The following is a 16,759-nucleotide window of genomic DNA, read 5'->3' on the forward strand; positions in this document are numbered from 1 at the left end:
CTGCATGTCAATCCCACCCGACCGCCGATCCCGCAAGCGCCTGGCCACGCGCCTGGAAATCTCCAACGTCGCCACGCGCCTGTTCATGGAGCGCGGTTTTGACAAGGTGACGGTGGACGAGATCGCTGAAGCCGCGGATGTGGGGCGCATGACGGTGTTCAACCACTTCCCGCGCAAGGAGGACATGTTCTTCGACCGCGACGAGGAAGGCCGGGATCTGTTGCGCAAGGCCCTGCGTCAACGTGACCCAGGCATCGCACCGGTCGAGTCTTTGCGCCTGCTCGCGCACCGGCTGGTGGCCGAACAGAGCCCGGCCGTAGAGTTTTCAGCCAGGAGCCAGGGCTTTATCAACACCATCGAGGGCAGCGAAAGCCTCAAAGCCCGTGCCCGGCAGATCCGTGACGAGTTCGCACAGTTGGTAGCGGTGGAGTTGTCTGACTGCGCAGGGCGCACGGTGGACGATGTGGATGCCGAGTTGGCGGCGGATCTGCTGTTGGCGGGCTGGACCGTAGCTTTTATCCAGGCACACCGCACGTTCCGGCAGAGTGGCGATACCCAGCAGGCGCAGGCGGCGTTCCTGGCGGTGGTGGACAAAAGCACCAAGGGCCTGCAGGCCGCCTTGGCCGGCACGCCCTACGTCTGACTCAGCTGCGCACGGGGCGCACGGCGCTCTTGGGCCGGAAGCCCTTGCACACTGTGTCCACGGTTTCCAGGTAGGGCCCGCCAATCAGGTCCACGCAATAGGGCACGGCGGCAAAGATGCCGGGCACGATGTGCTGGCCGTCAGCATCCTTGAGACCTTCCAGCGTTTCCGCAATGGCCTTAGGCTGGCCTGGCAGGTTGATGATCAGGGTTTGCTTGCGGATCACCGCCACCTGGCGCGAGAGGATGGCGGTAGGCACAAAGTGCAGGCTGATGGCGCGCATCTGCTCACCAAACCCCGGCATTTCCTTGTCGGCCACGGCCAGTGTGGCCTCGGGTGTTACATCGCGCAGGGCAGGGCCGGTGCCACCGGTGGTCAGCACCAGCGCACATTTCGCATCCACCAGCGCAATCAGCGTGTCTTCAATGGTTTTTTGCTCGTCGGCAATCAGCCGCGCTTCGAACTGGATGGGATTGTGCAGCGCACGGCTTAGCCAGTCTTGCAGGGCGGGCAGGCCTTTGTCTTCGTAGACGCCACTGGAAGCGCGGTCGCTGATGGAAACAATGCCGATTCGGACCTGCTCAAACTCCGACACGCTCACGCCTCGTCTCCGTCGTAGTCGGCCCCATCGTCGGCGTCGTCAGAGCCGGGCCCTTCCTGGTGGGCCAGCAGGGCTTCGCGCACCAGCTGAAAAATATCCCGGTAGGAGCGGCCGTGGCGCAGGGCTTCGCCGGGTTTCTCGGGCTTGGCGTCCTTGCGGGCCTGGCGCACCAGGGCGCGCAGGTTCTGGCTGTCGGTGGCGGGGCTCAGGGTCAGCCACTGGCCCAGCGCGTCGTCATCGGCAATCAGGCGGTCGCGCCATTGTTCGGCCTGGTGCAGCACCAGGGTCTCTTTGGCCGAGGGCATGTGCTGTTCTTCCAGTGCGGCGCGGATTTCGTCCCATTTGGACGGCTCCAGCTTGCGCATCAGCTTGCCGATGAACTGCATCTGGCGGCGTTTGCCTTCGAAGTTGGTGATGCGCTTGGCTTCGGCCACGCCATCCACCAGTTTGTCGGGCAGGTCCAACTTGGTGATGAGTTCGGTGCGCAGCGTCAACAGGTCTTCACCCAGCTTCTGCAGCTCGGTGCTTTCCTTTTTGAGGTCGGTGCGGGTGGGCTCATCCGTGCCCTTGAGTTCGCGCTTGTACTCCAAGTCCAGTGCGCTGCCTTCGGCGACGAACTGACCCTTGACGTAATAGCCCTTTTTTAGTTTGCGTGACATAGCCAAGTATCATAGCCGTCGCCATGAAGAAACCCACCTCCGCCTCTGGGCGCACCTCCCCATCTCACACTCCCAAGGCCAAACCGGCTGACAGCGGCTTCGCCTACACCCGCGATTTTTTCGAGTCGCGCGTGGACACCGCCCTGGCGCAAGCCAAGAAATTGGGGGCAACGGACGCCGGTGCCGAAGTGTCGGAGGGCTGTGGTTTGAGCGTGTCTGTGCGCAACGGCGAGTTGGAAAACGTGGAACGCAACCGCGACAAATCGCTGGGCGTGACTGTCTACGTGGGCAACCGCCGCGGCAATGCCAGCACTTCCGATTTTTCGGATGCGGCCATCGAACAAACCGTGCGCGCGGCCTACGACATCGCTCGCTTCACGGCCGAAGACCCGTTTGCCAGCCTGCCGGATGCCGATGACATCGTGCCCGTGGCCGACCGCAGCCGCAACTTGGACCTGTTCTTCCCTTGGGCCGTGACCAGCGAAGAGGCCGCCCAATTGGCGCTGGAATGCGAAGCCGCCGCGCTGGGCGTGAGCAAGCGCATCACCAACAGCGAAGGCGCGGCCGTGTCGGCCCAGCAATCGCACTTTTTCAGCGCCCACACGCGCGGTTTCCGCGGTGGCTATGCCTCTTCGCGCCACTCGCTGTCGGTGTCACCGATTGCGGGCAAAGGCAACGACATGCAGCGCGACGCCTGGTATAGCTCCATGCGCTCGGCCGATGAGCTTGCGTCGCCCCAGGCGGTGGGCCGTTACGCCGCCGAACGTGCACTGAGCCGCCTGAAGGCCCGCAAGATTGCCACGGTGGAATGCCCAGTGCTGTTCGAGTCGCCGTTGGCCGCCGGGCTGGTGGGCGCCTTTGTGCAGGCTGTGAGTGGTGGTGCGCTGTACCGCAAGAGCAGCTTTTTGCTCGATTCACTGGGCAAGCAAGTGTTGCCCAAGCACATTGATATTCAGGAAGATCCGTTCGTGCTGCGCGGCAAGGGCAGCTCGCCGTTTGACGACGAAGGCGTGCGCGTGCAGGCCCGCAAGGTGGTGGATGCCGGGCGCGTGCAGGGTTATTTCCTGAGTAGCTATTCGGCCCGCAAGCTGGGCATGCGCACCACGGGCAACTCCGGCGGCTCGCACAACCTGACCTTCACCTCGCGCCTGACCAAGGCTGGGGACGACCTGGACGCCATGCTGCAAAAGCTGGGCACCGGCCTGTTGGTGACCGAGCTCATGGGGCAGGGGGTGAACTACGTGACCGGCGATTACTCGCGCGGCGCCAGTGGCTTCTGGGTCGAGAAGGGCCGTATTGCCTACCCGGTGCACGAAATCACCATTGCCGGCAACATGAAAGCCATGCTCAAAGGCATTGAGGCGGTGGGCGCAGATACCTACAATTACGGTGCAAAGACTGTAGGTTCAGTGCTGATCAATAAAATGAAAGTGGCTGGTAGTTAAACCAGGGAGGTTGCTTATGCGTGCTCTTGCGTGGATGGTGGGCATGGGGGCGCTAGTGGTCAGCGCTGTGGTGTCGGCCCAGACAGCGGCTCCGCCTGCACGTGTGTCGCACCCCTGGCAGGCCGCCTTGCCGCGTGGCGAGGCCGAAGCCTACTTCACCAACCTGAAGTCGGGCGACCGCATCGAGACCCCGTTTGTGCTCAAGTTCGGCCTGTCGGGCGGTTGGGGTCTGGCGCCGATTGCCAAGCCGCTGGGCGGCAAAAGCGGCCACCACCACCTGCTGGTGAACCGTGACCTGCCACTGGACTTCAAGGCCGCTTTGCCCTTTAACGACCAGTACATCCACTTTGGCAAGGGCCAGATGGAGACCGTGCTCACCCTGGCGCCGGGCAACTACACGCTGCGCATGCTGCTGGCCGATGACAAGCACCTGCCGCACTTTGTCTACAGCAAGCCCTTGAAAATCACCGTCACCCAGAAGAATGCCACTGACCCCAAGAGTCTGGTGAAGAAGGGCCTGGAGGTCCATGTGGCCAGCGCGGAGGTGAAAGTGCCGTTCCGCGTGCAGTTCCATGCGTCTGGCCTGAATGTGGCGCACGCCAGCCAGCAGGAGAAAGATACGGGCCATTTCAAGCTCACGGTGACCAGCAAAACCGGTACCGCGGCCGAAATGGAGTTTGTGGATGGACAAACCGAAACCTGGTTGGCCCCACCCGCGGGGGACTACACGCTCAAGCTGGAGTTTCTGGACAACCTGAGCCCCAACCAAGCGCTGGCCAGCGCCGTGACCACAGCAGTCAAGGTGCAGCCCTAGCGCAGGAGGTTAGCCCGCCAGTGCGGTTTTGACGGCTGCAGACACGGTGCCCATTTCGGCTTTGCCGGCCAGGCGGGTTTTCACCAGGCCCATGACCTTGCCCATGTCACCGGGGCCCGCAGCGCCCAGTTCCGCCACGATGGCCTTCACTTCTGCCAGCACTTCGTCAGCCGACATGCGCTGGGGCAGGTAGGCCTGCAGCACCTTCATTTCGGATTCTTCCTTGTCGGCCAGGTCTTGGCGGGCAGCGGTCACAAAGGCGGCGATGGAGTCCTTGCGCTGCTTGATCAGCTTGTCCACGATGGCCACCACCATGGCGTCATCCAGCACCACACGCTCGTCCACTTCTTTTTGCTTGCAGGCAGCCAGCAGCAGGCGGATGGTGCCCAGCCGCTCGCTGTCCTTGGCGCGCATGGCGGTCTTCATGTCTTCGGTGATCTGGTCTTTGAGTGACATAGCGGTGCTTCCTGAAGGTGGAATAAAAGTGAGGCTACAGAATGAAAAAAGCCCGCCGGAGCGTCCCCAGGCGAGCTTTTTGTGGCCAGAAGCTGCGTACAGCTTCGTGGGCCAGAAACTTAGAACAGTTTCTTGGGGAGCTGCATGCTGCGAATGCGCTTGTAGTTGCGCTTGACGGCAGCTGCCTTCTTGCGCTTGCGCTCTGCAGTGGGCTTCTCATAGAACTCGCGGGCGCGCAAGTCGGTCAGCAAACCCAATTTTTCAATAGTGCGCTTGAAGCGACGCAGGGCGACGTCAAAGGGCTCGTTTTCTTTTACACGGATCGTTGTCATTACGTAATGAATTCCAAAATGTGCTGTCGCCAGTCATGGGGGGAGATCGAGACCCACATGCCACGTTCAGCGGTATTTCCTCATCTATAACTAGTATTGGCCGATGAGGAGACTGCCAGAATAGCCCGTGATTATAACGCGTTAATGCGCGCTGCCAAGCCATGGGCGCAGGCGTAGCCGCTGGCCCAGGCCCATTGGAAGTTGTAACCGCCCAGCCAGCCCGTCACATCAACCACTTCTCCAATGAAAAACAGGCCCGGTTGGCGGCTTTCCAGGGTCTGGCTGGACAGCACTTTGGTGTCCACGCCGCCCGCGGTCACCTCGGCCTTGCGGTAGCCCTCGGTGCCGGTGGGCGTGAGTTCCCAGCGGCTCAACTGCTCGGCCAGGGCGTTCAGGGCCTTGTCACTGGCCTCGTTGACCGGGCGTTGCCAGTCGTGGCCCCAGGTTTTGCCTTGCTCCACCCAGGTGTCGGCCAGGCGGCTGGGCACCAGGCCCGCCAACTCGTTGGCAATGCGCTTGCGCGAGGTGGCTTTGGCCTCGGTCAGATGTTTCGATAGGTCCGTGCCCGGCGCCAGGTTCAGGCGGATCGGTGTGCCCTCGGCCCAATAGCTCGAGATTTGCAACACGCCGGGGCCGCTGAGCCCGCGGTGGGTGAACAGCAGGTCTTCGCGAAACGCCATGCTGGACTTTTTGGCCCCGGTGGCAATGTCCACGGGCAGTGACAGGCCTGAGAGTTGGGCAAACGGGGCCCAGGCGGCTTCGTCAAAGGTTAGTGGCACCAGGGCAGGGCGTGGTGTGACGAGGGGCAGATCGAATTGCTTGGCCACGCGGTAGCCAAAATCCGTGGCGCCAATCTTGGGAATCGACAAGCCACCCGTGGCGATGACCACCGCGCCGCAGTGGATGGCGCCGCGGTCGCTCTCAATTTCATAGCTGCTAGCGCAATGTCCATGGGGGCTAGAGGCCAAAAACCGTATGGCCTTGACGTTGCAGGGCTGCCAGCGCTCCACGCTGCCCGCAGCGCATTCGGCCAGCAGCATGGCGATCAGGTCTTCGGCCGAGCGGTCGCAAAACAGCTGGCCCTTGTGTTTTTCGTGGAAGGCGATGTTGTGCTTCTTCACCAGGCCAATGAAATCGGCCGGCGTGTAGCGCGACAGGGCCGATTTGGCGAAGCGCGGGTTCTCGCTGAGGAAGTTGGCCGCGGTGACGTCCACATTGGTGAAATTGCTACGCCCACCGCCCGAGATGCGGATTTTTTCGGCCACCTTCTCGCTGTGGTCGACCACCAGCACCTTCATGCCCAACTGGCCCGCCACCCCGGCGCAAAACAAGCCGGCAGCCCCGGCACCCACGATCACCACGTCAAAACTATGCATGGGTGCAGTGTAGGGGAGAGGCTGGCGCGCTGCGACCCAGCCGGCGACCAATCAGGCCTGCCGCCGATTCCGATCCGCCAAATCAATGGCCTTGCGCGACAGCCCGTCAATCTCCGTGCTGATGCCCGACAGCACGTTGGCCACCACCGCAAACTCGCGCCCCTGCTGACCGGCGCGTGCGGCCATCACCTGGGCATTGAAGCTCACCACCTTGGCTTCGCGGGCGATGGTGTGGATGTCGGAGACGATGCCCGTGAGCTCCTTGAACAACAGATCGGCCTTGGCCTTGGTCACTGTGTCAAACGCGGTGGTGGCAGCATTCAGCGCTTCGAGCACGCCGTCGGTGGAATCCACAATGCTCTCCAGCACCGCTGTGGTCCGGCGCGACTGGTTGGCAATGTGCTCCAGCGCGGTGCGCATTAGGTCCATAAAGGTCTGGATGGTCGCGTTCACGCCTTGGGCGCCTTCGTACACCGTGCGCAAGCGCTGTGCACTGGGGGCATCGTAGTTTTGGATGGTGCCCAGCAGCCGTGCATGGCTGTCGCAAAACAGCTGGAAGGTGCCGTGCGCGGCCGTGAGCTGGCGGGCATCGCCATTCGCAGCCAGCAAGGTTTGCATGACCATGCGCTGCGACAGCATGCGCTGGCGCGCCGCAAGGTTCAGGTCGGAAATCTGGCCCGTAGCGGGTGCCCGGGGTAGGGTGGCGCTGACAGGAAGCGTAGTGGACGCAGAGGAAAGGGCAAGGCTGGTGGTCATCATGGGGAACTCCTTTTGCGTGGAGTTCCTTAAGCAAAAACGATGCCCGAACTAAGTAGTTACCCTAGTATTTCCTAGCCCTTCCACACGAATGGAAATTTGAGCTGCTTGAGGAAGCCATTGGGCACGTAGTCACCCACCACGCCGTATTGGTCCGGCCACTTGCGGTCCGATTTCACGGCGGTGCCGAAGAGGTAGTCGATGAAGGCGTAGTGCGCGGCGTAGTTCTTGTCGATGGCCTCGTCATCCTGCGAGTGGTGCCAGTGGTGGAAGTTGGGCGTGACGATCACGTAGCGCAGAGGCCCCAGTCGCACGCTCACATTCGCATGGTTGAACACGGCCTGGAAGCCGACGATGACGATGTAGGTGTCAATCACTTCCTTGGAAAAGCCGAGCACGAAAATGGGCGCCAGCACCATCGTGCGTGTGATCAGCAGCTCGACGATGTGTTGGCGCGAGCCGGCCAGCCAGTCCATGTGCTTGGTGCTGTGGTGCACTGCGTGCAGGCGCCATAGCAAAGGGACCTCATGGTAGGCGCGGTGCGTCCAGTACTGAACCAGATCGGCCACCAGAATGATGAGCAACACGGCTACGACAAAAGGCAGATCGTGCACCCAGGCCTGGATGCCGTCTTTGGCGGCCCAGCCAAACAGCTTGTGCACCAGCAGGTTGGTGGCCAGCATGATGAAGCCCACCACCATGTGGTTCACGATGAAGTGGTGAAAGTCGGTTTGCCATTCGGGGCGGAACACAGGTTGGTGTTTGCGCAGCGCAAACAGCTTTTCCACAAAGATGAAGATCAGTGACGAGCCCAGCAAATCGAGAATGAACCAGTCCAGCCCGATGTAGGGCGTGTTGTCGGCAAAGTCATTCACCGGCACCTTGCTGCCACCCAACACCGCGGTGAGTGCGACCAGCAAAAATGCAAAGCCGGAGAGCCAGCGTGCGCGGTTGAACAGCACGTTCACCAGCGACATGCCACCGGCAGCCACCATGGCGGCAAACATGACTCTGCGGATCATGTCCACGTCGTAGCTTTTGCGCAGCATGGGCGTGGTGAGGTACTCGGGGAAGTGGAAGGCCAGCACGCCCAGAAAACACAGAATCGCCAGTGACAGCGCGATGACGCCAGACACCATTCCGTGGCCACGTTGCAGAGAGCCGTGGCTCTCCGTGAGTTCGTTCAGCTTCTCCAGCATGCAGTGCCTCCCCTTGTTATGAATAGGCCTGCAGTTTAGTCAACTCCTGGGAGGTCTCGGAACCCGCTGCAGCCTGGATGCCCAGCACCACATTGCCCACCACAATCACGCTGGGGCTGGCCAATTCTTCGCGCACGATGGTGGCTTGCAGCGCGTGCAGCGCGCACACCGCATGGCGCTGGGTGGGCAGGCTGGCGTTCTGGATGATGGCCACGGGGGTGTCAGACGGCAGGCCCTGCAACAGGCCGTGCTGGATGTCGGCCGCGCCGCTCACGCCCATGTAGATCACCAGCGTGAGCTTGGCCTGGTCTGCCGCGGCGGCCAGTGCGGGCCAGTCGGTGCCGCTGTCGCCGGGCTTGGCGTGGCCGGTGACAAACACCACGCCATGCGCGTGTTCGCGGTGCGTGAGCGGCACGTTGAGCGAGGTGACCGCGGCCAGGCCGGCAGTGATGCCGTTGATGACCGACACACGCACGCCGGCGTCCTGCAGATGCTCCACCTCTTCGCCACCACGGCCGAAGATAAAGGGGTCACCGCCCTTGAGGCGCACCACGTTTTCGCCTTCCAGTGCGGCCGTGATCATCAGGCGTTCGATGAAGGACTGCGGAGTGGATTTGCAGCCGCCGCGCTTGCCCACATGGATGATGCGTGCACCGGGTTGGGCGTGGGCCACGATGGCCTCGTTCACCAGGTCGTCCACCAGCAGCACGGTGGCTTGCTGGATGGCCTTGAGGGCTTTGAGTGTGAGCAACTCGGGGTCGCCGGGGCCGGCACCGACGAGGGTGACGTGGCCGCTGGAAGGGGTGCTGGAAAGGTCGTGTGTCATAGGCTGCGGTGCATTTGCAAAATGTGGGCCACTTGGTGCGCAATCGGCGCGGGCACGGGCTGGCTGCCCGCCAGCACGGCACGAATGTAGGCCGCGGTGCTGGCGGCGTCGGTGCCCGTGGGCAACTCGGGCAGTTCGGTGAGCGAGCCGGCTTGGTAGGCATGCAAATCGGTGGACTGGCCGTGCATGAACGCTTGCATCTTGGGCGTGCGGCGCGGGTCGGCCACGGCCTCGCCCTCGGTGCCGCGGATCAGCAGCGCGTTCGACTGCACCAGGGCCAGTGTCTCCGCCATGGAAATGGCGTATTCGGGGTGGGTGTAGCTGCTGACCAGCAGTGCCGGGCCATCCACCGGGTTCATGAGCTTGACCAGGCTGTGTGCCGGGTTGCGCAGGTTCACCACGCGGCGCACATCCAGCAGGCGCTGCAGGCCGGGGCACAGCAATGCGGTGGGCACAAACGCCACCGTACCGGGTGCTACGGAATTGATAGCTGCTTGCGCAGGTATGTCGAGGGCTGCGAGCACTTCCGATATAAAAACCCGGCGGTCTTCGGTGGCGGCGCCGTGGATCAGCACGGGCAGACCTTCACGTGCCAGCAGCAGCGCCAGCAGCGGCGTGAGCAGCGGCAGCTTGCGCGCACCGTTGTAGCTGGGGATGACGACCACGGGCTGGGCACTGGCCGGCAGCAGCGCCATGCGGCGGCGCGTGGCGTCCAGAAAACCCGCCATCTCGTCGGCGGTCTCGCCCTTGATGCGCATGGCCAGACAGAACGCGCCTATCTCCAGGTCGGTGACGGTGCCGTCCAGCACCTGACCGAAGAGGTCGTCTGCCTGTGCACGGGTGAGGGGGCGGGCGCCGTCTTTGCCGCGCCCGATTTCTTTGATGTAGTTGCCAATAGCCATGGGGCGATTGTCCGTGACTCAGGCAGTGGTCGGCTCCATGCTGGCGCGCACCATGCGCTGCAGCTGGGGCACGCAGGAGCCGCAGTTGGTACCGCACTTCAGCGCGCCTTGCAGCGTGGCCAGGCGGTCGGCGGCAAAACCGGTGCAGTTGGCCAGTGTGGCGTCGATGGCGCTGTCGGTCACGTTGAAGCAGGTGCACACCACCTTGCCGCGCGACTGCACGGGCAGAGGCGGCGTGGCACCGGGCGCCAGCAGGGCACGGCCGTAGTTTTGTGCGGGCTGCTCGTCTTGCAGCAGCGTGGTCATCCAGCTTTGGGCGCGCGTGTCGCCGGCCAGCATGAAGCCTTCCAGCGTGGCGTTGACCGTGGCGCGCTGCAGGCGCACGGCGCGGCGCTGGCCGCGCTTCTTGTCGGCGTAGCGCACCACATCAGCGCCATTCAGTTGCAGCAGCGCTTCGATCTCTTGCAACACCTCGTCCGACGCGGCCTCTGTGTGGGCCGCGCGGAACAGCACACCGCTGCGCTCATGGCCCTTGGAATCTCCGGCGCTGCCAAACGGCACGCAGCTGGCGAAGGCAAAGCGGCCCATCAGCGCTTGCAACGCGCTGCGCGCCGCCAGCACTTCGTTGGCGGGCAGCCAGGCAATGGCCAGCAGGGTCCAGGGCATGTCGGCCTTGAGCACCTTCACGGCGGCGTGCTTGAACTCGGGCTGCTTGGAGTCCGGGCAATAGGCCGAGGTGGTCAGCGCGTTCACGCCGGCCAGGCGCGAGCCCGTGGCGCTCACGCCGCTCAAATATTCTTCGCCCCAGTGCATGGCCATGAACACCTGGCTCATGCCCACCTCCGCACTGGCTTGCACCGGCACCAGGATGGAGCCGCGGCGCGAGGTGACGTGCACCAGGTCGTTTTCTGCAATCAGGCGGCGCGCCATGTCTTGCGGGTGCATTTGCAGCACCGGCTCGCGCACATGGCCAAACAGGCGGCCCAGTGTGCCGGTGCGGCTCATGCCGTGCCACTGGTCGCGCAGGCGGCCCGTGGTCAATGAGAAGGGGTAGCGGGCCTCGCGCGGCTCGGCCACGCCGCGGTACTCCGCATTCACAAAGCGGGCGCGGCCGTCGGGCGTGGGGAATACGCCGTCTTCGTACAGGCGCACCTTGCCGGTGCTGGCGCCTTCGGGCATGGGCCACTGCAGGGGCTTGGCGTCCAGCTGGGTGTAGTCCATGCCGGTGATGTCCAGGTCGCGACCGCGGGTGGATTCGCGGTGCTCGTTCCACACCGATTCGGCCGTGGGGTAGGGGAACAGCGTGCCGCTGGCAGGGGCGCGGCCCAGCGCGCGTTCCAGGCGCTGCGCGAAGTCGGTGGCAATGGCCCAGTCGTGGCGCGGGGCGGTGTCGGGTGCGCCCGGCGGCACGACGGCGGCGCGCACACGGCTGATGCGGCGTTCGCTGTTGGTGACCGTGCCTTCTTTTTCGCCCCAGGTGGTGGCGGGCAGCAGCAGGTCGGCGTAGCGGGCGGTGGCCGTGGTGGCAAAGGCCTCTTGCACCACCACAAACTCGGCACGCTCCAGCGCGCGGCGCACGGTGGCCTGGTCGGGCATGCTTTGCGCGGGGTTGGTGCAGGCAATCCACAGGGCCTTGATCTCACCATCGGCCGCGGCCTGGAACATCTCTACCGCGGTCTTGCCGGGCTTGTCGGGCACGGATGGCACGCCCCACAGCGCAGCCACTTCGGCGCGGTGCGCGGGGTTGGCCAAGTCGCGGTGGGCGGAAAGCAGGTTGGCCAGGCCGCCCACTTCGCGTCCGCCCATGGCGTTGGGCTGGCCGGTCAGTGAGAACGGGGCGGCGCCGGGCTTGCCGATCTGGCCGGTGGCCAGGTGCAGGTTGATGAGGGCGGTGTTTTTGGCGGTGCCGCTGCTGGACTGGTTCAGGCCTTGGCAGTACAGGCTCAGCGTGGCCGGGCTCTGGGCAAACAGGCGCGCGGCTTCCAGCAGGTCGGCCTGGGTGATGCCGCAGGTCTGGGCCACAGCGTCGGGCGTGTAGTCGCGCACCGTGGCCTTGAGGTCTTCAAAGCCCGTGGTGTGCGCGGCAATGAAGGCCGGGTTGGTCCAGCCTTCCCACAGCATCAGGTGCAGCATGCCGTTGAACAGCATCACATCGGTGCCGGGCTGGATCTGCAGGAACAGGTCGGCCAGCTCTACCGTGTCGGTGCGGCGCACATCGGCCACCACGATCTTCAGCGCGGGGTTCTTGCGCTTGGCGTCTTCGATGCGGCGAAACAGGATGGGGTGGGCGAATGCGGTGTTGGAGCCGACGATGAAGATCGTCTGCGCGTGGTTCACGTCGTCGTAGCAGGCGGGCGGGGCGTCGGCGCCCAGCGTCTTCTTGTAGCCGGCCACGGCACTGCTCATGCACAGGCGCGAGTTGGTGTCGATGTTGTTGGTGCCAATCAGGCCCTTGGCCAGCTTGTTGAAGACGTAGTAGTCCTCCGTCAGCAGCTGGCCGCTCACATAAAAGCCCACGGCATCGGACCCATGGTCGCGCACCACGCGGGCGAACTGGTCGGTGGCCAGCGAGAGCGCGCTGTCCCACGACACGGCCTGGGGCGTGGCACCGCGCTGCAGGCGCTGCAGCGGCTGCAGCAGGCGGGTTTGCAGGGTGACGGGTTCGCTGGCCGTCAGGTGCAGCGTGGAGCCCTTGGAGCACAGGCGACCGAAGTTGGCCGGGTGGTCGGGGTCGCCCCGCACGCCTGTGATTTGCGCGCCCTGCGACTCGATGATGACGCCGCAGCCGACACCACAGTACGGGCAGGTGGAGCGCGTTTCGGTCATGCTTACGTGTCCTTCTTTTTTACGGTCAGGCGGTGGCGTTGCGGCGGGCGGGTCCGGCAATCGGGCGCACCAGGTCGGTGGCGTGGCCTTGCAGTTCAGCAGACTTGAGGAAGACCTGGCCGGCGTCGAGCTTGACTTCGAACTTGGGCGTGCAGCCTTCATCAGGGGCACTGGCCTGCCCATCGCACAGGCCAATGGTCCAGTTGTGCAAGGGGCATGCCACGCTGGTGCCAAACACAATGCCCTGGCTCAGCGGGCCGCCCTTGTGCGGGCAGCGGTCCAACAGCGCAAACACTTCGTCCTGCGTGTTGCGGAACACCGCCACGTCCAACCCGCTGGCGCGTTCCACACGGCGTGAGCCCAGTACGGGGATGTCTTTCAGCTTGCAGATCAGGGTCCATTCGGTCATTTTGTTCTTCCTAATGCTATTGTTTTGGTAGCTGCCCGCGCAATGTTAGCGGGGGCTAGAGGCTTATTTTGTATAAATTTACGCTTTGAGGCTGGAGTACATGCCGGTCACCCGGTCCATCACCGCCAGCAGGTTTTCGCTGCTGATGAACACCTCGGCCATGGGCCGGGGGCGTTGTGCACCTTCTTGCAGCTGCTTGAGGGCCATGTCGAAGAACACCCACTGCGCATCGGCCAGCATGAGCTCGTCCTTGATGCGCATGGTGGCTTCGGGCGCGTTGCGCAGCAGCTCCATGGCGGCGATGAACTCGTTGCGTGCCTTGCCGATCTCGGCCGTGGCCACGCTGGCGTCCACCGGCAGTGTGGCGGCCAGGTAGAACTTGGCCATGCGCTGGCTCAGCATGCGCTGGCGCCCTGCAATGTTCACCAGCTTGCCCACGGGCTTGGCCAGTGCCGCCTCGTACTGCACCGTGCCCTGGTGGGCCAGGGCCAGCACCTTGGCGTCCAGCTGTAGCAGGCTGCCGGCGTTTTCGCGGGTGGGGCTTTTGCCCACCAGCGCGGTCTTGTACTCGGACCAGGCTGCGTCGAGCTTGCCGTAGGTGGCCTGCACCTCGGGTGTGGGGGCAAAGCCCTTGAGCTCGGCGAGCTGGCGGTCAAACAGCGCCATGGACTTGTCCAGCACGGTTTGTGCGCTGGTTTTTTCCACGTTTTGCAGCAGGGCCAGCCAAGCCTTGCCCATGCGCTGGCTCAGCATGCGCTGGCGCCCGGCCTTGTTGATGGCGTCGCTCAGGTCCACCACCTGGGCCTGGGCTGGCAGTGCCAGACCCAGCCCGCCAGCGGCGGCCACAGCAATCAGGGTTCTGCGTTGCATGGCAGTGGCCCTCAGGCTTTGACGGCTTCGAACTGGCGGGTGTCGACTTGTGCGTCCTGGAAGTCAAACCAGGGATCGGGCTCACCATCCAGTGCGAATAGCAGTTCTTCGTTCAGGGCCTTGCGGCCTTCGGCGTCTTCCAGAATCCGCTTCTTCACATAGTCCAGGCCCACGCGGCTCACATAGTGCACCGTGCGCTCCAGGTACCAGCCTTCCTTGCGGTAGAGCTGCATGAAGGCACCGGTGTACTCCAGCACTTCTTCGGTCGTTTTGAGCTTGACGAAGAAATGCGCCACCTCGGTCTTGATGCCGCCGTTGCCGGCGATGTACATCTCCCAGCCACTGTCCACACCAATGATGCCTACGTCCTTGATGCCGGCCTCAGCACAATTGCGCGGGCAGCCGGAGACGGCGTACTTGACCTTGTGCGGTGCATACATGCGCCAGTGGGCGCGCTCCAGGTCCTTGCCCATCTGGGTGCTGTCCTGCGTGCCCATGCGGCACCACTCACTGCCCACGCAGGTCTTTACCGTGCGCAGGGCCTTGGCGTAGGCGTGGCCGCTGGGCATGCCGATGTCTTTCCACACGCTCACCAGGTCTTCCTTCTTCACGCCCAGCAAGTCGATACGCTGGCCGCCCGTCACCTTGACGGTGGGGATCTTGTACTTGTCCACTGCGTCGGCAATCTTGCGCAGCTCGTTGGCTGTGGTCTCGCCGCCCCACATCCGCGGGATGACGGAGTAGGTGCCGTCCTTCTGGATGTTGGCGTGGCTGCGCTCGTTGATGAAGCGGCTTTGCGGATCGTCCTTGGCTTGCTTGGGCCAGCTGGAGATCAGGTAGTAGTTCAGTGCAGGGCGGCAGCTGGAGCAGCCGTTGGGGGTCTTCCAACCCATGCCCTGTTGCACTTGGGCGATGGTGAGGAATTTTTCCTTGAAGATGGCGTCGCGCACTTCCTGATGGCTGTGCTCGGTGCAACTGCACATGGCCTTCTTCTTGGGCGTTGCGGAGTAGTCGCCGCCGGCCGTGAACATGATGATCTGTTCGACCAGGCCGGTGCACGAACCGCAGGAGGCGCTGGCCTTGGTGTGCTTCTTCACCTCGTCCAGGGTGAACAGGCCTTTTTCCTTGATGGCCTTGCAGATGGTGCCTTTGCTCACGCCGTTGCAGCCGCAGACTTCGTCGCTGTCGGCCATGGCCGCGGCCTTGTTCTGGCCCTGGTGGCCCACGTCGCCAATGTTGGAGCCGCTTTCGCCAAACATCAGCTTGTCGCGGATGTCGGCAATGCTGCGGCCGTCGCGCAGCATCTTGAAGTACCAGCTACCGTCCACGGTGTCGCCGTACATGCAGGCACCCACCAGCTTGTCATTCTTGATGACCAGCTTTTTGTAGACGCCGCCAAAGGGGTCGCTCATCACGATCTCTTCGGTACCTTCGCCGCCGGTGAAGTCGCCGGCGGAGAACAGGTCAATGCCTGTCACCTTCAGTTTGGTGGACGTGAGCGAGCCGGTGTAGCGACCAATGCCGTACATGGCGAGGTGGTTGGCGGCCACTTTGGCCTGCTCAAACAGGGGCGCCACCAGACCATAGGCAATGCCGCGGTGGGCAGCGCATTCGCCCACGCTGTAAATGCGGGCGTCGGTCACGGTTTGCATGGTGTCGGTCACCACAATGCCGCGGTCCACATGCAGGCGCATGCTGGCGGCCAGCTCGGTGTTGGGGCGAATGCCCACTGCCATCACCACCAGGTCGGCCGGTACTTCGGTGCCGTCCTTGAACTTGATGCTCTGGACGCGGCCATCTTCGCCACCCACCAGCTCCTGGGTTTGCGCACCCATCAGGAACCGCAGGCCACGCTCTTCCAGCGACTTGCGCAGCAGGCCGCCGGCCACGGTGTCCAGCTGGCGCTCCATCAGCGTGGGCATCACGTGCACCACGCTCACGGTCATGCCACGCAGCATCAGGCCGTTGGCCGCTTCCAGGCCCAACAGGCCGCCACCGATGACCACCGCGTGCTTGTACTTGGTGGCCGCGTCGATCATGGCGTTGGTGTCGGCAATGTCGCGGTAGGCGATCACGCCTTCCAGGTCTTTGCCGGGAATGGGCAGGATGAAGGGGTTGGAGCCGGTGCAGATCAGCAGGCGGTCGTATTCGGCTTCGGTGCCGTCAGACGCCTTGACGATGCGCTTCACGCGGTCTACTTCCACCACTTTTTTGCCGGCGTGCAGCGTGATGTGGTTGTCGGTGTACCACTCGAAGGAGTTCAGCACGATCTCGTCCAGCGTCTGCTCGCCAGCCAGCACCGGGCTCAGCAAGATGCGGTTGTAGTTGGGGTGGGGTTCTGCGCCAAAGACGGTGATGTCGTACAAGTCCGGGGCTACCTTGAGCAATTCCTCAATGGTGCGCACGCCGGCCATGCCGTTGCCAATCATTACCAGTTTCGATTTTTTCATAGTAGCCACTCCAAGAACGAGAAGACTTTGCGGATGTAGCTGTGCCACATGCCAAAAATAGGGGGTAGAGGAGATCCGCGCCTTATGCAAAGGCGCACCAGCAAGCACTGGCGTTGGACAGACTGCGACTGCGCGACGTCGTTGTGCGCAGAACCGGCATGGCTGTCATCTCGTTTGGACGCGTCGTTGCGCCCG

General features: G+C 63.5%; 16 protein-coding genes. 3 read left to right on the top strand and 13 right to left on the bottom strand.

Annotated features, from left to right (window positions below):
• Nucleotides 1-4: 4 nt before the first annotated feature.
• Complete coding sequence (locus AC097R_RS08510) at nucleotides 5-643, top strand: TetR/AcrR family transcriptional regulator (RefSeq protein ID WP_479597650.1); 639 nt, start codon at nucleotides 5-7, stop codon at nucleotides 641-643.
• 1 nt (nucleotide 644) lies between these two features.
• On the opposite strand, the gene mog is transcribed toward AC097R_RS08510, so the two are convergent.
• Nucleotides 645-1,244, bottom strand: coding sequence for a molybdopterin adenylyltransferase (gene mog / locus AC097R_RS08515; protein WP_479597651.1), 600 nt, complete (start codon nucleotides 1,242-1,244; stop codon nucleotides 645-647).
• Nucleotides 1,241-1,903: a ribosome biogenesis factor YjgA gene (gene yjgA, locus AC097R_RS08520; protein ID WP_479597652.1), complete on the bottom strand. Its 663-nt coding sequence runs from the start codon at nucleotides 1,901-1,903 to the stop codon at nucleotides 1,241-1,243. Before yjgA ends, mog begins: the two co-directional genes overlap by 4 nt.
• A 23-nt stretch (nucleotides 1,904-1,926) precedes the next feature.
• On the opposite strand from yjgA, the gene pmbA reads away from it, so the two are divergent.
• Both pmbA and AC097R_RS08530 read left to right on the top strand, forming a co-directional pair.
• Complete coding sequence (gene pmbA, locus AC097R_RS08525) at nucleotides 1,927-3,348, top strand: metalloprotease PmbA (RefSeq protein ID WP_479597653.1); 1,422 nt, start codon at nucleotides 1,927-1,929, stop codon at nucleotides 3,346-3,348.
• Between the two features lie 16 nt (nucleotides 3,349-3,364).
• A complete protein-coding gene (locus AC097R_RS08530) occupies nucleotides 3,365-4,162 on the top strand; it encodes a DUF4399 domain-containing protein (protein WP_479597654.1) in 798 nt (265 codons plus the stop codon).
• 9 nt (nucleotides 4,163-4,171) lie between these two features.
• Here the strand turns inward: AC097R_RS08530 and AC097R_RS08535 are convergent, their stop codons facing one another.
• The 11 genes from AC097R_RS08535 to nirB all read right to left on the bottom strand — a co-directional run bounded on the left by AC097R_RS08535 (nucleotide 4,172) and on the right by nirB (nucleotide 16,564).
• Nucleotides 4,172-4,618: a GatB/YqeY domain-containing protein gene (locus AC097R_RS08535; RefSeq protein WP_479597655.1), complete on the bottom strand. Its 447-nt coding sequence runs from the start codon at nucleotides 4,616-4,618 to the stop codon at nucleotides 4,172-4,174.
• 119 nt (nucleotides 4,619-4,737) lie between these two features.
• Nucleotides 4,738-4,950: a 30S ribosomal protein S21 gene (gene rpsU, locus AC097R_RS08540; protein WP_105262375.1), complete on the bottom strand. Its 213-nt coding sequence runs from the start codon at nucleotides 4,948-4,950 to the stop codon at nucleotides 4,738-4,740.
• Between the two features lie 131 nt (nucleotides 4,951-5,081).
• Nucleotides 5,082-6,326, bottom strand: a complete 1,245-nt coding sequence (locus AC097R_RS08545) for a BaiN/RdsA family NAD(P)/FAD-dependent oxidoreductase (RefSeq protein WP_479597656.1) — start codon at nucleotides 6,324-6,326, stop codon at nucleotides 5,082-5,084.
• A gap of 51 nt (nucleotides 6,327-6,377) precedes the next feature.
• Nucleotides 6,378-7,085, bottom strand: a complete 708-nt coding sequence (locus tag AC097R_RS08550) for a methyl-accepting chemotaxis protein (RefSeq protein ID WP_479597657.1) — start codon at nucleotides 7,083-7,085, stop codon at nucleotides 6,378-6,380.
• A 71-nt stretch (nucleotides 7,086-7,156) separates the two neighbouring features.
• Nucleotides 7,157-8,281 carry a sterol desaturase family protein gene (locus tag AC097R_RS08555; RefSeq protein WP_479597658.1) on the bottom strand — a complete coding sequence of 375 codons (1,125 nt, stop codon included), beginning with the start codon at nucleotides 8,279-8,281 and terminating at the stop codon, nucleotides 7,157-7,159.
• Nucleotides 8,282-8,297: 16 nt separating this feature from the next.
• Nucleotides 8,298-9,107: a uroporphyrinogen-III C-methyltransferase gene (gene cobA / locus AC097R_RS08560; protein ID WP_479597659.1), complete on the bottom strand. Its 810-nt coding sequence runs from the start codon at nucleotides 9,105-9,107 to the stop codon at nucleotides 8,298-8,300.
• The gene (ybiB, locus tag AC097R_RS08565) at nucleotides 9,104-10,009 is read right to left on the bottom strand and encodes a DNA-binding protein YbiB (RefSeq protein WP_479597660.1); all 906 of its coding nucleotides are present in this window, start codon (nucleotides 10,007-10,009) and stop codon (nucleotides 9,104-9,106) included. Before ybiB ends, cobA begins: the two co-directional genes overlap by 4 nt.
• A gap of 18 nt (nucleotides 10,010-10,027) precedes the next feature.
• Nucleotides 10,028-12,835 carry a nitrate reductase gene (locus tag AC097R_RS08570; protein WP_479597661.1) on the bottom strand — a complete coding sequence of 936 codons (2,808 nt, stop codon included), beginning with the start codon at nucleotides 12,833-12,835 and terminating at the stop codon, nucleotides 10,028-10,030.
• Nucleotides 12,836-12,860: 25 nt separating this feature from the next.
• Entirely contained in the window at nucleotides 12,861-13,244 is a 384-nt protein-coding gene (gene nirD, locus AC097R_RS08575; RefSeq protein WP_479597662.1) for a nitrite reductase small subunit NirD, read from the bottom strand.
• A 78-nt stretch (nucleotides 13,245-13,322) separates the two neighbouring features.
• A complete protein-coding gene (locus AC097R_RS08580) occupies nucleotides 13,323-14,114 on the bottom strand; it encodes a type IV pili methyl-accepting chemotaxis transducer N-terminal domain-containing protein (protein ID WP_479597663.1) in 792 nt (263 codons plus the stop codon).
• Nucleotides 14,115-14,125: 11 nt separating this feature from the next.
• Complete coding sequence (nirB, locus tag AC097R_RS08585; RefSeq protein ID WP_479597664.1) at nucleotides 14,126-16,564, bottom strand: nitrite reductase large subunit NirB; 2,439 nt, start codon at nucleotides 16,562-16,564, stop codon at nucleotides 14,126-14,128.
• Nucleotides 16,565-16,759: the final 195 nt, after the last annotated feature.

It is taken from the genome of Rhodoferax sp. ZS1R25, assembly GCF_056521335.1.